The 17,024-nt window shown below is 60.7% G+C and carries 15 protein-coding genes and 2 tRNA genes; 4 read left to right on the forward strand and 13 right to left on the reverse strand.

From position 1 onward, the window contains the following. Positions 1–29: 29 nt before the first annotated feature. Positions 30–383, forward strand: a complete 354-nt coding sequence (locus tag QSJ80_RS00845) for a cupin domain-containing protein (protein ID WP_285762374.1) — start codon at positions 30–32, stop codon at positions 381–383. 192 nt (positions 384–575) lie between these two features. On the opposite strand, the gene panD is transcribed toward QSJ80_RS00845, so the two are convergent. Beyond that, positions 576–977: an aspartate 1-decarboxylase gene (gene panD / locus QSJ80_RS00850; protein WP_285762375.1), complete on the reverse strand. Its 402-nt coding sequence runs from the start codon at positions 975–977 to the stop codon at positions 576–578. Positions 978–1,031: 54 nt separating this feature from the next. Next, positions 1,032–1,898 (reverse strand): pantoate--beta-alanine ligase, encoded by an 867-nt coding sequence (panC, locus tag QSJ80_RS00855; protein WP_285762376.1) that lies wholly within the window; start codon positions 1,896–1,898, stop codon positions 1,032–1,034. Positions 1,899–2,241: 343 nt separating this feature from the next. Here panC and QSJ80_RS00860 point away from each other — a divergent pair, with 343 nt between their 5' ends. Then, a complete protein-coding gene (locus QSJ80_RS00860; RefSeq protein ID WP_285762377.1) occupies positions 2,242–2,910 on the forward strand; it encodes a DUF6515 family protein in 669 nt (222 codons plus the stop codon). A 138-nt stretch (positions 2,911–3,048) separates the two neighbouring features. Then, the gene (locus tag QSJ80_RS00865; protein WP_285762378.1) at positions 3,049–3,708 is read left to right on the forward strand and encodes a hypothetical protein; all 660 of its coding nucleotides are present in this window, start codon (positions 3,049–3,051) and stop codon (positions 3,706–3,708) included. Here QSJ80_RS00865 and gnd read toward each other — a convergent pair. From gnd to QSJ80_RS00910, 9 genes are all read right to left on the reverse strand, one after another. Then, a complete protein-coding gene (gnd, locus tag QSJ80_RS00870) occupies positions 3,609–5,141 on the reverse strand; it encodes an NADP-dependent phosphogluconate dehydrogenase (protein WP_285762379.1) in 1,533 nt (510 codons plus the stop codon). The genes QSJ80_RS00865 and gnd overlap by 100 nt on opposite strands. Before the next feature lie 130 nt (positions 5,142–5,271). Next, positions 5,272–6,705 (reverse strand): replicative DNA helicase, encoded by a 1,434-nt coding sequence (gene dnaB / locus QSJ80_RS00875; RefSeq protein WP_285762380.1) that lies wholly within the window; start codon positions 6,703–6,705, stop codon positions 5,272–5,274. A gap of 166 nt (positions 6,706–6,871) precedes the next feature. Beyond that, the gene (gene rplI / locus QSJ80_RS00880; RefSeq protein WP_285762381.1) at positions 6,872–7,318 is read right to left on the reverse strand and encodes a 50S ribosomal protein L9; all 447 of its coding nucleotides are present in this window, start codon (positions 7,316–7,318) and stop codon (positions 6,872–6,874) included. A 45-nt stretch (positions 7,319–7,363) separates the two neighbouring features. Beyond that, the gene (locus QSJ80_RS00885) at positions 7,364–8,197 is read right to left on the reverse strand and encodes a hypothetical protein (protein WP_285762382.1); all 834 of its coding nucleotides are present in this window, start codon (positions 8,195–8,197) and stop codon (positions 7,364–7,366) included. A gap of 63 nt (positions 8,198–8,260) precedes the next feature. Next, on the reverse strand, positions 8,261–8,491 hold the full coding sequence (gene rpsR / locus QSJ80_RS00890) for a 30S ribosomal protein S18 (RefSeq protein WP_285762383.1): 231 nt from the start codon (positions 8,489–8,491) through the stop codon (positions 8,261–8,263). Positions 8,492–8,505: 14 nt separating this feature from the next. Further along, positions 8,506–8,937, reverse strand: a complete 432-nt coding sequence (rpsF, locus tag QSJ80_RS00895) for a 30S ribosomal protein S6 (RefSeq protein WP_285762384.1) — start codon at positions 8,935–8,937, stop codon at positions 8,506–8,508. Positions 8,938–9,128: 191 nt separating this feature from the next. Then, positions 9,129–9,872 carry a 23S rRNA (guanosine(2251)-2'-O)-methyltransferase RlmB gene (gene rlmB, locus QSJ80_RS00900; protein ID WP_285762385.1) on the reverse strand — a complete coding sequence of 248 codons (744 nt, stop codon included), beginning with the start codon at positions 9,870–9,872 and terminating at the stop codon, positions 9,129–9,131. A gap of 3 nt (positions 9,873–9,875) precedes the next feature. Next, complete coding sequence (gene rnr / locus QSJ80_RS00905) at positions 9,876–12,623, reverse strand: ribonuclease R (RefSeq protein ID WP_285762386.1); 2,748 nt, start codon at positions 12,621–12,623, stop codon at positions 9,876–9,878. Positions 12,624–12,949: 326 nt separating this feature from the next. Continuing rightward, positions 12,950–13,036, reverse strand: a tRNA-Leu gene (locus QSJ80_RS00910). A gap of 125 nt (positions 13,037–13,161) precedes the next feature. On the opposite strand from QSJ80_RS00910, the gene ppc reads away from it, so the two are divergent. Next, positions 13,162–15,819: a phosphoenolpyruvate carboxylase gene (ppc, locus tag QSJ80_RS00915; protein WP_352176007.1), complete on the forward strand. Its 2,658-nt coding sequence runs from the start codon at positions 13,162–13,164 to the stop codon at positions 15,817–15,819. 70 nt (positions 15,820–15,889) lie between these two features. Here the strand turns inward: ppc and QSJ80_RS00920 are convergent. Then, positions 15,890–15,976: transfer RNA gene (locus QSJ80_RS00920), tRNA-Leu, on the reverse strand. A gap of 102 nt (positions 15,977–16,078) precedes the next feature. After that, positions 16,079–17,020 (reverse strand): sugar kinase, encoded by a 942-nt coding sequence (locus QSJ80_RS00925; RefSeq protein WP_285762388.1) that lies wholly within the window; start codon positions 17,018–17,020, stop codon positions 16,079–16,081. Positions 17,021–17,024 lie beyond the last annotated feature (4 nt).

The raw sequence follows: 17,024 nt of genomic DNA on the forward strand, positions 1-17,024 counted from the left end.
ATGTGATCACATTTTATGGAGGTGAGAGCATGACCAAGAAATTACTGCGTATCGTCGAGGGCCAGGGCGAGCGTGAATCCGGACCGGTGGCCGCGGAAAAGCTCGTCAGCGGCAATCCAATGCAACTGACCGAGCACTTCTTCACCAATGCCAAGGGCAACTTCTTCTGCGGCATCTGGTCTTCAGATGCCGGGAAGTGGAACATCAGCTACACCGAGGATGAGTTCTGCTACCTGATTGAGGGTGAGGCGGTGATCACGGATGCCGATGGCCACGCCGAAACTATTCGCGCGGGCGATGCATTCTGCATGCCGGCGGGCTTTGAGGGCACTTGGGAAAGTATTGGCACCGCGAAGAAGTTTTACGCGATTTACGAGGAATAAGATCGAGCTATCAGGCGGGCAAGGGAAAGTGTTTGCAGCAACATTTGCGCCCCTGCGCTGTTGCAAAAACACTTACCGGCGCCCGCCTCGTAGAGTTTACGGGCCCCGTTGGTAAGCGCATTTGAGACGGTAGCACGCTGCAAGGCCTCTGCATGCGCTTCCCCGGCCGGGCCCATCCTGAATCGACGGAATTTAGAGCGGCAGCGCCTCGGTGCTATCGGTTTGGACCGGGATGGTATTGGTCGAACGCACGACCTGGTTGCGCTCGTCGAGGTAGACAAGCTTTGGCTTGTAAGTTTCGGCTTCTGCTTCGCTGAATGACGCGTAGGAACCGATAATCACGCGATCCCCCACCTGCACCTTGCGCGCCGCCGCTCCATTCAGGGAAATGGTACCCGAGCCGCGCTCCGCGAGAATTACATAGGTAGTAAAGCGCTCGCCGTTGCTGACATTGTAAATATCGATTTTTTCGAATTCGCGCAGGCCCGCAAGCTCGACAAGATCCTGATCGATCGCACAGGAACCGTCATACCAGAGCTCCGCCTGGGTTACCGCAGCCATGTGCAACTTGCACTTCAGCATTTCAATTTGCATAGACATCTCCGCAAAAAACCGGTTTGGTCGGGCACTCATCAGTGCCTTCTGAACTCAACTGGCAGCAACTGCCGGCAACTCCAGGGAAAGGTTGTCAATCAATCGTGCGCCGGATGTAAACATCGCGCCCAGCACGGTGATCTCGCGATCGTCATGGGCCGCGCATTGCAGCGTGCGGCTGTTGCGCACGGAAAAATAATCCACACGGAAGCCCGCCTGCTCGATACGCGCTTTCGCCTCGCGCTCGATCCGGGCGAAGTCGCGCTCGCCCTCTTCGATCTGCCGCTTCGCCAGCTGTAGCGATTCGTACAGCACCGTCACCCGCGGACGCTCCTCATCGGTAATGAAACCGTTACGGGAACTCATCGCAAGACCATCACCTTCACGGTGCACTGGCGCGGCGACAATCTGCACCGGCATGCACAGGTCTTCCACCATGCGCCGGATAACAGCCAACTGCTGGAAATCCTTGATCCCGAAAACCGCACTATCCGGCTGGACGATATTGAACAGTTTGGTCACCACGGTGGTGACCCCTTCGAAATGGCCGGGGCGGCTGGCACCGCACAAAACGTCAGTCATGGTCGGACATACGACACGGGTCTGGTTATCCATGCCATTGGGGTAGACCTCGGACTCCTCCGGGCAAAACAGGAAGTCGCATTCCACGGTACGCAACTTGCCGGTGTCCGCTTCCAGCGTGCGCGGGTACTTGTCCCAGTCCTCGTTCAGGCCGAACTGCAGCCTGTTTACAAAGATGGAGACCACCACCACATCGCACTCGCTGGCCGCGATGCGCACCAGCTCCAGGTGCGCGTCGTGCAGGTTGCCCATGGTCGGCACGAAACCGATGCGCTTGCCTGCGCGGCGCACTTCAGCCAAAGCTGCGCGCAATGTATCGATATGGTGAAAAACCTGCATGGCACCCTCTAGATTCGAACTTGTGGTCAGTACCCGTGCACGCGCCTGATCAAAAATTAACCAGCCGCAGGGACGGATAATACCGGCGAAATTCGCCGGGAACAATAAGACGCCGGCGAATGTACCGCATTCACGCGCATAGACAAGAAAATTTTCCCATGGCTGAACGGTCCTCGAATTTATATTCGGTTAACGCCTGACCGAGATTCGAAATGTGGTCGATCCGATGCACTCTACAATGAAAAAGGTGCAACAAATTTCCCGCCACATTAAGGCCCGGTTCAGTGCAGCACCAGGATAATCGGTAGCCATAACAGCTGACGTTGTGCGGGAGGAGAGAAGTATGTCCGGTTTTAACAACGGCCAGGCAAAGAAAAACGGCCTGTGGAAATTGACCACAGCTGCGGCGGTGTCCGCATTTTTTTTCTGGCCTGGCATGACACTGGCCGACCGGGTCTCTGACCCGGTTCAGCAGCTCAGTACAGATCCCGGTTACGGCCATCGGATGCACGTGCATCCCGGCAACGTGGTAACACCGCGCCACCGTCATCGTGCCAAGCCACTGCACTACAACCACCATCGACCTAACGTGCGCCCGGGCCATCATTACAGGGACTATTACGGCTATCAGGCGCGCCATCGGGCCTACCCGCGCAGATACCACCGCCCGCCACAGCATTATGGCCGCGGTCTATACCACCGCCCCAGCCACTATCACTACGGCTACTACCATCGCCGGCTGCCGCCTTCCTATGTGACTTTCAGGATCGGTAACCGCCCGCTGTATTACAGCGCCGGCATTTATTACCGTCCCCACTACAGCGGCTTTGTCGTGGCGCGCCCACCCTACGGCTTGACCGTGCGCCGCCTGCCTGACGGCGCTGCACGCCTGCGCTGGCGCAATGGTTACTACTACGTGGCCTACGGCACCTTCTACAAGTGGGACCGTCACAAGCGCGGTTACCGCGTGGTGGTGAACCCGGGCTTCGATCGCGCGGGCGCATTCCGCTAGCCGCAGCCCCCGCAAATCCGTATCCGGTATCAGTAGATACCACCTTGGGTACAGTATCTGATACGCGGCAGGGAGGCCGCGCCTGATTTTTCTTATCGCCTTAAGCTGCAGCATATTCCGTTGCCGCAGGAGGCGAACATGTCCGGACCAAAACTGAGCCCGAGGGGCTGCGTAACACTTCTGCTTTTTCTTTTCTTGCCTCTGGTTTCCGAGTGCGCCGGCAACAGAAGCCATCACAACAGCAGTGTGATGGACTACCTGTACCCGCACGGCAATACCACCGTGACTGAGGCAAAAAAGCCACAGCTACAATTGCCGCTCGCCTTTACCTACTGGTCAGTGATCGGTGCCTATGTGGTACGCGGCGAAAAAAACGATACCCGCACGATGCTCGACACGGCAGTGTTCGACATGAACAGCAACCGGATGCTGTTCCGTGCTCCGGGAGTAAGCGCAGTTAAGGGGCGCGCCACCCCGGTCAATCTTTCCGAGGCACTACGCGAAGACAGCCTTGAGGGCTTCCAGCACGCCGCTGACGACATGACTGTAAACCTGCAGCAGCAGTTACGGCAGTTTACCCAGAGCCTGCGCGACAACCCTGACAGTGCCGACATCCAGTTCAGGCCCGGTTATGCGGGTGGCGCCGGCCACTGGCTGTTGCTGGTGGCCGGGGTGGTACTGGCGGGAATGCGCAGCGCTCAGAGCTGGCGCATGGGACGGCCCGGCCGGCCCCACTCGACATGGAATTTCTTGCCGCGCGGCTTGTCCACGCGCTCGAAGGTGTGTGCGCCGAAATAGTCCCGCTGGCCCTGCAGCAGGTTGGCCGGTAACGTTTCACAGCGATACGAATCGTAGTAGGCCAGCGCGCTGCTGAAAGCGCCACAGGGAATGCCGAGCAGGGTTGCATTAGCAATCGACTTGCGCCAGTTGGCCTGGTACTTGTTGATCTGTTCTGCGAAGAAGCTGTCCAGCAACAGGTTATGCAGGTCTTCCTGGCGCTGGTAGGCCTCGGTGATGGACTGCAGGAAAGCCGCGCGGATGATGCAACCGGCGCGCCAGATTTTCGCGATGCTGCCAAAGTCCAGCTGCCAGCCGTGTTCATCGGACGCCATCTGCATCAGCTGGAAGCCCTGCGCATAGGCGCAGATCTTGGAACAGTAGAGCCCGTCATGCAGGCTCTGGATAACCGCGTCCCTGTCCGCCACCAGCGCCTGGTCGATTGCGGGACCCTGCAACAGTTTCGATGCAAGCACCCGGTCCTCTTTCAGGGTCGAGAGAGAGCGCGCGTATACGGCCTGGGCAATGGTCGGCGCCGGACTGCCAATCTCGAGACTGCTCACCGCGGTCCACAGGCCGGTGCCCTTCTGGCCGGCCTTGTCCAGGATCAGGTCAACCAGCGGGGCATTGGTGTCACTGTCGACCTCGCGCAGTACCTCGGCAGAGATCTCGATCAGGTAGCTTTCCAGCACACCCTTGTTCCATTCCGCAAATACGTCGCTGATTTCGGCAGGGCTCATATCGAGGCCGGCACGCATCAGGTGGTAAGCCTCGCAGATCAACTGCATGTCGGCATACTCGATGCCGTTGTGGACCATCTTCACATAGTGGCCGGCGCCGCTGGGACCGATATAGGCCGCACAGGGCTCGCCCTCCTTCACCGGGTTGCCCGGCTCGAAACGCTCGATCGCCTTACCGGTGGCCGGGTCCACCTTGGCCGCAATGGCCTCCCACACCGGCTCGATGCGCGCCCAGGCATAGGGGTCGCCGGACGGCATCAGGGATGGTCCGAAACGCGCCCCCACCTCGCCGCCGGATACGGCGGTGGAGAAAAAGAAAAACTGGCCGCGGTACTGCTTTTCGCGCCGCACCGTGTCGGTCCACAGGCTGTTGCCGGTATCGACGATGATATCGTCTGCCTTGATGCCGGCGTCCACTAGCTTGTGGCAGACATCGTCAACAATGTCGCCGGCCGGGATCGACAGCACGATCATGTGGGGCACGGTCAGGCGCGACAGCAGCTCGGTGTAGGAGCTGCAGCCGACAATACGCCCGCCCTTGCCGGACTCCGCCTTGTCCTGCGCCATCGCGTCCTCGATTTTCTGGTGGTCGAGGTCGAATGCGGCGATACGATAGCCGTTGTCTGCGAGATTCAGGGCCAGATTCTTGCCCATGACGCCGAGGCCGATCAGGCCGATGTCGCACTTTTCAGCAGCAGCTTCAGTCTGTGACACAAAAAATTCCTTGGGTATTGTCGCGGGCCGCAGCGGGCCGCAACTTCAAATGGGTTACTAAAAATAAAGCACATCCGCGCGATGTAGCTGCAATGCCACATCGCCGCAGAGATTTGTTGAGGTAGCTGGATTATTCGTCCGGGTAGAATTCCGGCGCCAGGTCGTCGAAGCGGGTGTATTTGCCGATAAAAGCCGCCCGACAAGTGCCGATCTCGCCATTACGCTGCTTGCCGATGATCAACTCGGCCATGCCCTTGTCGGGACTGTCCTCGTTGTAATACTCATCGCGGTAGATGAACAGAATGACATCCGCATCCTGCTCGATCGCACCGGATTCACGCAGGTCGGAGTTCATGGGGCGCTTGTTGGGCCGCTGCTCCACGCCGCGGTTGAGCTGCGACAGGGCAATTACGGGGCAGTTGTATTCCTTCGCCAGGCCCTTGAGGGAGCGGGAAATCTCGGAGATTTCCTGGGTACGGCCCTCGGTGCTGCCGGCAATCTGCATCAGCTGCAGGTAATCCACCATGATCATGGCGGGCATGGAACGCTTCTCGGCCTCCTCGCGGGGCAGGTTCGGGTCTTCCGACATCAGCTTGTTGATGTGGTCCCGCACCACGCGCTTGGTGCGCGCGCGCATCTCGCTCGGGCTCAGTCCGGGGGTGTCATCGATATACAGGCCCTTGCCCTTCATCTTCTGCACCGCGGCTGTCAGCTTGGGCCAATCGTCATCCTGCAGCTTACCGTTACGGATGCGACCCTGATCGATCTTGCCAATGGAGGACAGCATACGCATCACCAGGCTGTCAGACGGCATCTCCATACTGAACACCAGCGTCGGCTTGTCCTGTTTGAGCATGGCGCTCTCGATGAAGTTCAGTGCCAGCGCGGTCTTGCCCATCGAGGGACGCGCCGCCAGGATGATGAGCTCACCGGGCTGCCAGCCGGACGTGCGACCGTCCAGGTCCCTGAGACCGGTGCTTAGGCCGGTGATATCGCCCTCTGCCTTGAACAGCTCGTCGATGCGTTCGACAGTCTGCTTCAGCAGCGAATCCACCCCTGAGAAGCCACCCTCCTTGGGGCGAATTTCGGCGATCTCCGCAACCTTGCGCTCCGCCAGTTGCAGCAAGTCATCCGAGCCAAGGCCACCGGGGTTGAAGCTGGACTTGCTGATCTCGTTTGCCGCAGAGATGAGCTGGCGCAGGGTCGAGCGCTCGCGCACGATCTTGGCATAGGCCGCAATGTTGGCCGCAGAAGGGGTGTTTTCGGCGAGTTCCGCCAGGTAGGCAATACCGCCCACGCTCGCCAGCAGCTCGCGCTGGCCCAGGGCTTCCGACAGGGTGACGATATCCAGCGGCTGCTCGTCGCCGGCCAGCTCCTGCATCACCTCGAAAATCTGGCGATGGTTGCCGGAGAAGAAATCAGACGCCTTGAGCTGCTCCGCCACCATGTCGAGGCGGCCGGAATCCAGCATCAGGCCACCCAGCACGGACTGCTCGGCCTCAATAGAGTGTGGCAGGGCCGACTCGGTCGATGTGTCTTCTTCCAACAGGAGTTCTTCTGTCATAGCGCTATATCGGATAACTGGATCGGATAACTGGGTTCCAGCGGGCACACACAAGGGCCCGGGGCACAAAAAAGGCGCAGATCCGTAGGAATCTGCGCCTGATTGTACCGCGCTTGGCCGTCCGGGGGCAGGCCCCGGTGCGACCACGCGTATCAGACCGTTCCGATTACTCGGCGACGATGCTGACCTTGACGGTAGCGTGCACGTCAGTGTGCAGCTGTACGTCGATTTCGTACTCGCCCACTTCGCGCAGGGTGCCTTCCGGCAGCTTCACTTCAGCCTTGGCAACTTCTTCGCCGGCAGCGGTAATCGCCTCTGCCAGGTCACGTGCGCCGATGGAGCCGAACAGCTTGCCTTCGTCACCAGCCACTGCAGTGATGGTCACTTCCAGTGCAGCCAGCTTCTCAGCGCGAGCTTCTGCAGCTGCCAGCTTCTCAGCGGCAGCCTTTTCCAGCTCAGCGCGACGCGCTTCGAATTCAGCAACATTTGCTGCAGTTGCCGGAACCGCCTTGCCCTGAGGAATCAGGAAGTTGCGGCCAAAACCGGATTTAACGGAAACGCGGTCACCAACGCCACCGAGCTTACCTACTTTATCGAGCAGAATAACTTCCATCTCGTAAACCCTCTCTTTGAGTTCTTGAGCGAACCGACCGCGGAGCTATTGCTCCGTTTTGCGGGTCAGTCCGCGAAAATCTTTCCAGCTATCTATCAATGCCATACCGCACAGAAACCCGGTTACCGGAAGCGTCTGTATCACCAGGAAGATGTACAGCGCCACCAGTGGGCCACCGCCCCAGCCGCGATGCTTCACGAGCCAGTGCGCCAGGCCCAGGCCCGCAACCAGCAGCGGCAATGCCGCCAGCAGGCCCCAGGAAGCCAGCCCCGGTTCGGTCGCCAGGCAATACACCCAGGCCAGCATGCAAATGCCGGCGAGCAGCGGATTGAGGCGCAGCTTGCGCAGTTCCCCACCCAGACCGCCCGGGTTGTACAGCAATGCCTGCCACCAGCGCCCCAGCACGAGTGCCAGGGTAGAGGCCAGCGCCGTCGCCCAGGCCAGCACTCCCGCAAGGGAGGTCAGACTGAACAGCGACTCCAGGTCGACAGAGTCGGCTTCCGCACCGAGCGTCTCGCGCGCATCCTCGATGGCCTGCGCGGACAGCCTGGTAAGCACTTCGGGCTCGGTACCAATCGCCAGCAAGCCGCATACAGCGGAGGCGACGGCAATACCGACCAGCGCGGTCTGCCAGGACACGGAGCTGCGCAACAGCATGGCTCCGATCAGGACAATCCCGAGCTGCATGGCACCCAGCCACACTGCAGCGGCCGGCGTTTCCATGAAGACCCCGAAGAGGATGATCGGGGCCAGCGCCCATAAAAAGATCATCAACCCTTCTGTCATGCCGCGACGCAGTGTTACCAGCGCCACGGTTGCCGGGCTCAATAACGGAATACCCAGCATGGCGACTATCGCCGCCTGCAGGCGCCCGCGCATTAAAAATTCAGCAACGGCACGCACTGTTAAATAGCTTCTTTCGTATCAACCAAACAGGATGCCTTACTTCTCGTGGGCATCGGTGTACGGCAGCAGTGCCAGGTAGCGCGCGCGCTTGATCGCAGAGGACAGCTGGCGCTGGTACTTGGCCTTGGTACCGGTGATACGGCTCGGGACAATCTTGCCGGTTTCAGAAACGTAAGCCTTCAGGGTGTCCAGATCTTTGTAATCGATCTGCTTTACGCCTTCAGCGGTGAAACGACAGAACTTGCGACGACGGAAAAAACGTGCCATGACTACAGCTCCTCTTATTCAGCGTCGGAAGCCGGAGCTTCGCTTGCAGGCTTGTCTTCTTTCGTCGCTTCTTTCTCGCGACGCTCCATACGCTCGGCACGTGCTGCCTTGCGCTCACGGTTTTCCTTCTCCGCCTTCATGATCGGGCTCTCTTCGCTCACGGCCTCATCCATACGGATAACCATGTTGCGCAGAACCGCGTCGTTGTAACGGAAGTTGGTGGTCAGCTCGGCCAGTGCTTCCTCGGTAGCCTCTACATTCATCAGGATGTAGTGAGCCTTGTGGATCTTGTTGATCGGGTAAGCCAGGTGACGGCGGCCCCAGTCTTCAAGACGGTGAACAGTACCGCCGTTTTCGGTGATAGCGCTGGTATAGCGTTCAACCATACCTGGCACCTGCTCGCTCTGGTCCGGGTGAACCAGGAATACGATTTCGTAATGACGCATAGTAGCTCCTTACGGGTTATAAAGCCTCCCGCCCAATGCGGTGAGGCAAGGAGAACACCCTGGGGTCGTCACCTGCCGGCTGCGTAACCGGCGCAGTGCTACCTCGATCCCGGGGTGCAATTAGGGCGCAGTATTCTATGCAGGTGCGGCACTGGTTGCAAGTTGAACAGCAACCGTCCGCGACTGCCGGTTCAGCTGCGGCGCTGGCGCTGTGCCTCGAACAGGCAGACGCCGGTGGCCACCGACACGTTGAGGCTGCTGACACTGCCCTGCATGGGAATCTTGACGAGGTAGTCACAGTGCTCGCGGGTCAGACGCCGCATGCCCTTGCCTTCCGCGCCCATGACCAGCGCCATAGGGCCGGCAAGGTCTGCCGCGTAGATGTCTTTTTCGGCCTCACCGGCGGTACCGGTAATCCAGACGCCACCCTCCTGCAGCTTCTGCATGGTGCGCGCGAGATTGGTGACTGTGATGTAGGGCACCACCTCTGCCGCGCCGCAGGCGACCTTGCGTGCCACCGGGGTCAGGCTGGCGGAATTGTCCTTGGGCGCGATCACCGCATGCACCCCGGCGGCATCCGCGGTACGCAGGCAGGCACCCAGGTTGTGCGGGTCGGTGACGCCGTCGAGGATCAGCAGGAATGGCGCCTCACCCAGCGCGCCGAGCATTTCCCACAGGTACTTTTCATCGTACACCCGGGTCTCGCCGATGCAGACCGCCACCACACCCTGGTGGTTGCCGTCAGCCAGGTCGTCCAGTGACTGGCGCGAGGCGAAGCGCACCGGCACCTGATTCTGCTCCGCCATCTTGGTGATTTTCTGGATACGCTGGTCCGCCCGCCCGCGCAGCAGGTGCAGCTGCGCCACACGCTGGGGGCTGCTCTTCAGCAGTGCCTGCACCGCGTGCAGACCGAATACGATTTCCTGGTTCGCCATGGGTTACTTCTTCGGCTTTTTCTTCTTGCCGGATTTGGTTTTCTTGGCCGCCTTCTTAGTGGTCGCCTTGGCTTTATCCGCTTTCATGGCGGCCTTGCGCGCGGCCACTGCCGGGCGCTTTCCACCCTTGCGCGGCGGGGTCTTTTTCGGCCGCGCCCATTTCTTCTCGCGCTGCTCGGCCTTGCGCGACTGGGACATGGCCTCGTCCAGCTCGGCCGGTGTAGCGCCTTCAGCAGCACTCACCTTCTGCTCTGCCGGTTTTTCCTGCGCTTTTTTCTGCACATCTTCCCGCACCTTTTCCGGTACTTGGTCCTGCACCTTGCGCTTGCGCGGCTGCGACTTACTTTCGGAAGCGTTTTGCAATTTGCCTGAGGCCCCGGACCAAGGATCCGAGGCCACGGCTTTTTTTGCTTTTTTGCCACCGTCTTGCTGGCGGCGCTTCTGTTCGTACTCTTCCGCCAGCTGCAATGCGCGCGGCGATACCGAAACTTTCTTGCGCGCCGGCTTTACCTCGCGCAACTCGAAATCAACCTTGCGCTCATCCAGGTCCACCCGCACAACCTGCACTGCCACCTCGTCTCCCAGATGGAAAACTTTTCGGCTTCGCTCGCCGACGAGGCGCTGATGCGCCTGCTCAAACCGGTAATAGTCTTTTGGCAGGGAGGTCACATGCACCAGCCCTTCCACATACAGGTCTTTCAGCTCCACGAACAGGCCAAAGTTGGTCACCGCGCTGACCACGCCGGTGAACTCCTCACCCACATGGCTCTGCAGGTACTCGCACTTGAGCCAGTTGACCACATCGCGGGTGGCTTCGTCCGCACGGCGCTCGGTGCTCGAGCAGTGTTCGCCCAGTTGCAGCATGGCCGCCATGTCATAGGGATAGATACCGCCCTTATCCAGGTCACGCGCACCCTTGACCGGGCGCAACTGTGCCGCCAGGCTTTTCTTTGCCCCGCCGCGCAGCAGCGAGCGGATGGCACGGTGCACCAGCAGGTCCGGATAGCGCCGGATCGGCGAAGTGAAATGCGCATAAGCCTCATAGGCCAGGCCGAAGTGGCCCTTGTTGTCCGGCTGGTACACCGCCTGGTTCATGGAGCGCAGCAGCATGGTCTGGATGATATGCGCATCCGCGCGACCGTCAGACTGGGCCAGCAACAATAGGAAATCCATGGGTTCCGGCGATTCGCCGCCGCCAAGGCTCAGGCCGAGCTCGCCCAGGTACTCGCGCAGGTTAGCGATCTTTTCCTGCTTGGGCGCATCGTGCACGCGGTAGAGCGCCGGCAGCTCGCTCGCCAGCAGCAGGTTGGCCGCGCACACATTGGCGGCCAGCATGCATTCCTCGATCAGCTTGTGCGCATCGTTGCGTGCCACCGGCACGATCTTGTCGATCTTGCGCTGCTCGTCGAACAGGATGCGCGTTTCGGTAGTCTCGAAGTCCATCGCACCGCGGTGCTCGCGCGCATCGCGCAGGACCTTGTAGAGGTCGTGCAGGCAGTCCAGAGGGCCCAGCAGCTTGTGATGCGCCTTGCGCACACCGCTGTTGCGATCGCCACGTTCCTCGATCAGTTGCCCCACCGTGGTATAGGTCAGGCGCGCATGCGAACGCATTACACCTTCAAAGAACTGGTAGCCAGTCAGATGGCCGCGCGCATCAATGCGAATCTCCACCGCCATACACAGGCGATCGACTTCCGGGTTGAGGGAGCAAAGGCCGTTGGAAAGTTTTTCCGGTAGCATCGGCACCACGAAATCGGGGAAGTAGACCGAGGTGCCACGCTCCTCCGCCTCGCGGTCGAGGGGATTGCCAATCTGTACATAATGGGAGACATCGGCGATGGCGACGATCAGCTTCCAGCCATCATCCAGTTGCTCGCAATAGACGGCGTCGTCAAAGTCCCGCGCATCCTCACCGTCAATGGTCACCAGCGGCAACGCCCGCAGGTCAATGCGCTGCTGCTTGTCCGTCTCCTGCACCTCATCCGGGATATCCGCCGCTTCCGCGGTCACATCCGAAGGCCAGTCGTGCGGGATGCCATAATTGCGCATCGCCACATCGATCTCCATGCCCGGCGACAGGTGCTCGCCGAGTACCTCGATGATCTGGCCCACGGGGAAACCGTCACGGCTTGGCTGCTGGGTGATCTCCACCACTACATACACGCCCTTTTCGGCGCCGCCCAGGTGTTCGGGCTCGACCAGTACGTTGTGGGTCAGGCGCGGGTTGTCCGGACGCACATAATAGATGCCGTGTTCCTTGATCAGGCGCCCGGCCAGCTGGCTGGTGTTGTGGCGCACCACGCGCACGATGGCGCCCTCGCGCTTGCCGCGATAACCGCCGGGCATTTCCCGCACCAGCACCTCGTCGCCGTCAAACACCTTGCGCATCTGCCGGTGGTGCAGATAGAGGTCTTCGCTGTCATCGCTGGTGGCAGCAAAGCCAAAGCCGTCACGGTGGCCGACCACTCGGGCACGGATGAGACCCATGCGATCGATCAGGCCGAAGTCACCAACGCGGTTGCTGGCGATCTGGCCGTCGCGCGACATGGCGATAAGGCGCCGGCGCACAGCCTCACGGCGCCCTTCGTCGTCGATCTCGAGCGCGTCCGCAATTTGCTCCCAGGCGACAGGGCCTGACTGCTGTTCGAGCATCTGCAGCAGGTACTCGCGGCTGGGAATGGGATTTTCGTAGCGCTCCGCCTCGCGACTGGCGTGCGGATCTGCGTCTACAGGGGGTTTTTGTTTTTTCAATGGGCTTCCAGAAAGATTAATGGCCGCCATCCTGGCGACACATGAGGGAATTATACGCGATGCGCCGTCCGGCGCCGATAAGGGCATGCCATTTCGCTGACGCACAGCGAGCTCTGTCTTGGCTGCAGGGAATTACAAATATGCTTGGAAATATATAAGACAAGAAAGAGAGAGATGGTGCCCAGGAGAAGAGCAAACGCGCAAGCGTTTGCGACGGCGGCAAAAACACTGCGCGCAGCGCAGATAAGTGCCGTCTTGATAGTCTTCTGGCCTTCTTACGAAGTCCGCACCGACCAAATAACAATTCACGATAGAAGTAAGGTGAATGGTGCCCAGGAGAAGACTTGAACTTCCACGACCGTTAGGTCACTAGCACCTGAAGCTAGCGCGTCTACCAATTCCGCCACCTGGGCACACAGCGGTGTGTACCGCTGAGGCAGCGCACTATAGCGATTTCTATTCCGGTGTCAAACATCCAGCCTGACCATTTGACCAAAAAATGAGAGAATACGCGTCCACTGACAGGGAGGAAAGGATTGTGGAACAGGACCAGAACGCCCCGCTACGGGAAGATGTGCGCCTGCTCGGGGCGGAGCTCGGTACGGTGCTGCAGGAACAGGCCGGTGAGGCACTGTTCAATACCGTCGAGACCATTCGTCAGGCCACAGTTGAAAGCCGCAGCCAGGGGGAGATGCCGGTCGGCCGCCTGCGTGAATTGCTGGATCCGCTGGACGACGAAACCCTGGTAGAGGTCGCGCGCGCGTTCAGCCAGTTCCTGAACCTTGCAAATATTGCCGAGCAGCGTCATCGCGAGCGCCTCCGCCGCCAGCACCAGCGCTTTCCCGGCGACCCGGATACGGATCGCGGCCTGCGCCAGGTACTGGCGGAGCTGAAAAACGCAGGTATCGACCAGACACAAATCATCGACGTCCTGCAGGCACTCTCCGTGGAGTTGGTGCTCACCGCACACCCCACGGAAGTGACGCGCCGCACCCTGATCCGCAAATACGACCGCATTGGTGACCTGCTGGCAAAGCGGGACCGCCCGGACCTGACCGATGAAGAAAGCGCCCACCTGCACAGGCTGCTACGCGAGCAGACCCTGTCGATCTGGAGCACCGATGAAATCCGGCGACAGCGCCCCACCCCCGTAGACGAGGCAAAATGGGGCTTCGCCACCATAGAGCAATCGTTGTGGCAGGCAGTACCGCGCGCAATGCGGGGCGTCGCAGAAGAACTGTCTGCCGCCGACATGCAGGCGCTGACCACGGACTGGGTACCCATCCGTTTTGCCTCCTGGATGGGCGGCGACCGCGACGGCAATCCCAACGTTACGGCAAAGGTCACCCGCGAAGTACTGCATCTGGCACGCTGGATGGCAGCCGACCTGTACCTGCGGGATGTGGAAAACCTGCTGGCCGACCTGTCCATGCACCGTGCCAGCGACGAACTGCTGGCGCGCACCGGCCCGAGCCACGAACCCTACCGACTGCTTCTGCGCGCAGTGCGCGACCGCCTGCGCAATACCCGCGCGCAAATGGAAGCACGGGTTGCCGGCCAGCCAGAACCCGCCGGGGATAATTACACCCATGGGTGGCAGCTGCGCGAGGACCTGGCGCTGCTGGACCGGTCCCTGCGTACCGTGGGCCTGGCCGCCATCGCCGATGGACAGCTGAAAGACACCCTGATCAGGCTCAACTGCTTTGGCATCACATTGTTGCGGCTGGATATCCGCCAGGAATCCACCCGGCATATGCAGGCGGTGGATGCCATTACCCGCTACCTGGACCTCGGTCGCTACGAGAAATGGAGCGAAGAAGAGAAGCAACAATTCCTGCTGGAAGAATTACAGAACCGCCGGCCACTGGTGGACCAGGGCTTTTTCGAGAGTGAGTACTGCAGCCCGGAAGTCCGCGAGATCCTCGATACCTGTGCGGTAATCGCGGAACAGGGTAGCGAAGGGCTCGGCGCCTACGTAATCTCCATGGCGAAAAAGCCCTCTGACGTACTGGCGGTGATGCTGCTACAGAAAGCGGCGGGGGTCAGCCAGCCCATGCGCGTGGTGCCCCTGTTCGAAACCCTGGACGACCTGAACAACGCACTGGATACCATGAGCGCGCTGCTGGCACTGCCGCTGTATCGCGAGCGCGTGGCCGGCGGCCAGGAAATCATGATTGGCTATTCCGACTCCGCCAAGGATGCGGGCTTCCTGGGGGCCGCGTGGGCGCAGTACCGGGCACAGGAACAACTCACCGCCATCTTTCGCGAGCACAGGGTCCCGCTCACCTTGTTCCACGGCCGTGGTGGCTCGCTGTCCCGCGGCGGCTCACCGACCCGGACCGCACTGCTATCGCAGCCGCCGGGCTCCATCGCCGGGCGTATCCGGGTGACGGAACAGGGCGAGGTCATTCGCTTCAAGTACGGCCGCCCGACTGTCGCGGCCTATAACCTGCAGCAATATATTGCCACCACGCTGGAGGCAACCCTGCTGCCGCCGGCACAACCAAAACCGGAATGGCGCTCTGAAATGGACCGCCTGACGCAGGCCTCGGTGCAGGCCTACCGCGAAGTGGTGCGCGATGACCCGGCGCTGGTCGCCTACCTGCGCACTGTCACTCCGGAAACGGAACTGAGCCGGTTGGCGCTCGGCAGCCGCCCGGCGCGGCGCAAGGCCAGTGGCGGCGTGGAATCCCTGCGCGCCATTCCCTGGGTGTTTGCCTGGACCCAAATGCGCCTGATGCTGCCCGCCTGGCTGGGCACCGGTAAGGCACTGGAAACCGGGCTGTCGGAAGCACCGGAGACCCTGCGCAGCATGAGCGACGAGTGGCCGTTCTTCCAGGCCGTGGTCGACATGCTGGAAATGGTGCTGGCCAAATCCGACCCGCGTGTGGCCGCGTGGTACGAGGAGCGCCTTACCGAGGACCCGGAACTGCAGCGACTGGGCGTGGAGCTGCGCAGCCGCCTGGCGCGAACCGTCGCCGCCCTCAGTCGCCTGACCGGACGCGAAAACCTGCTCGACAACAATCCGGCGATGCGCTGGTCCATTCGCGTGCGCGATCCCTATACGGACCCGCTGCACCTGCTGCAGGCCGAGCTGATGGCGCGCCTGCGCGACCGCCCGGAGGAACCGCTGCTTGAGAGCGCGTTGATGGTGACGATTGCCGGCATCGCCGCGGGCATGCGCAACACGGGTTAGGCAGAGGTGGGCTTTGCCGACAGCGGAAACGAAAAAGGCCGACTCAAATGAGTCGGCCTTTTTGCGAAGATGGTGCCCAGGAGAAGACTTGAACTTCCACGACCGTTAGGTCACTAGCACCTGAAGCTAGCGCGTCTACCAATTCCGCCACCTGGGCATGCAACGAGTGTGTCCCCGTTGAGGCCGCGAACTATAGGGAAGAGTTGTTGGCGTGTCAACGGTTTAAAAGCGGCCAATTAGTTCTGGCCCCTAAGCCAATTTATACCGGAGGCCGCCAGCCGGGGAGCTTCGCGGGAGGTATGATTGCACCGCGATGCTGTATGACCTGCGCCGCCATTTTATGCCCCTCTGCCGCTGCCTGCACTGGTGCATCGCCGGCGATACGCGCGGCGAGATAACCGGCATTGAACGAGTCTCCCGCCGCAGTGGTGTCCACCACATCTACCGGCTCGGCAGGTACCAGAACCCGGCTGTCGGCATCGGCCACCAGGCAACCATCGCCACCCATTTTCAACACCACCTCGCCGACGCCGTAACCCTGCAGCCGGGCAATGATGGAAGCGGCATCTGCATCGCCGAATACCTGCTGCTCGTCTTCAATGGTGGGCAACGCGATATCGGTCAACCGGTACATCTGCTCATAGGTTGTGCGCGCAATGCCCTCGCTCTCCCACAGCCGTGGCCGATAATTGCCATCGAAGATTACCCGCCCGCCTTTGCTGCGATACGCCTCGAGAAAGGAATACAGGCGCTGCCGCGCTGTGGGTGCATAAATGCCAAGGGTGATACCGGAAAGATACAGGTAGTCGCTTCGGAGCATGGCCTTCAACAGGGCATCGGCACCCGGAGCATCCAGCAGGCGCCTTGCCGGCGCACTGTCCCGCCAGTAATGGAAAGTGCGCTCACCGTGCTCATCTACCTCGATCATGTAAAGTCCGGGCACTTCGCCCGGCATACGCGCCACCAGGCCACAACCGACCCCTTCCATCTGCCACTGTTCGATCATCCAGTCGCTGAGCGGGTCATCACCGAGCGCGGTGGCATAGTCAACAGCGACGCCATACCGTGCAAGATAAACTGAGGTATTCAGCGTATCTCCGCCATAGGCAAGGGTGGCAGGCAACTGGTTGCCAGAGGCGATCCCGGTCCCCCGGTTGACCTCCAGCATGCACTCACCAAGAACTACAATTTTACCGGCCATCACC

The sequence above is a fragment of the Biformimicrobium ophioploci genome, from assembly GCF_030270605.1.
Taxonomy (GTDB): Bacteria; Pseudomonadota; Gammaproteobacteria; order Pseudomonadales; family Cellvibrionaceae; genus Biformimicrobium; species Biformimicrobium ophioploci.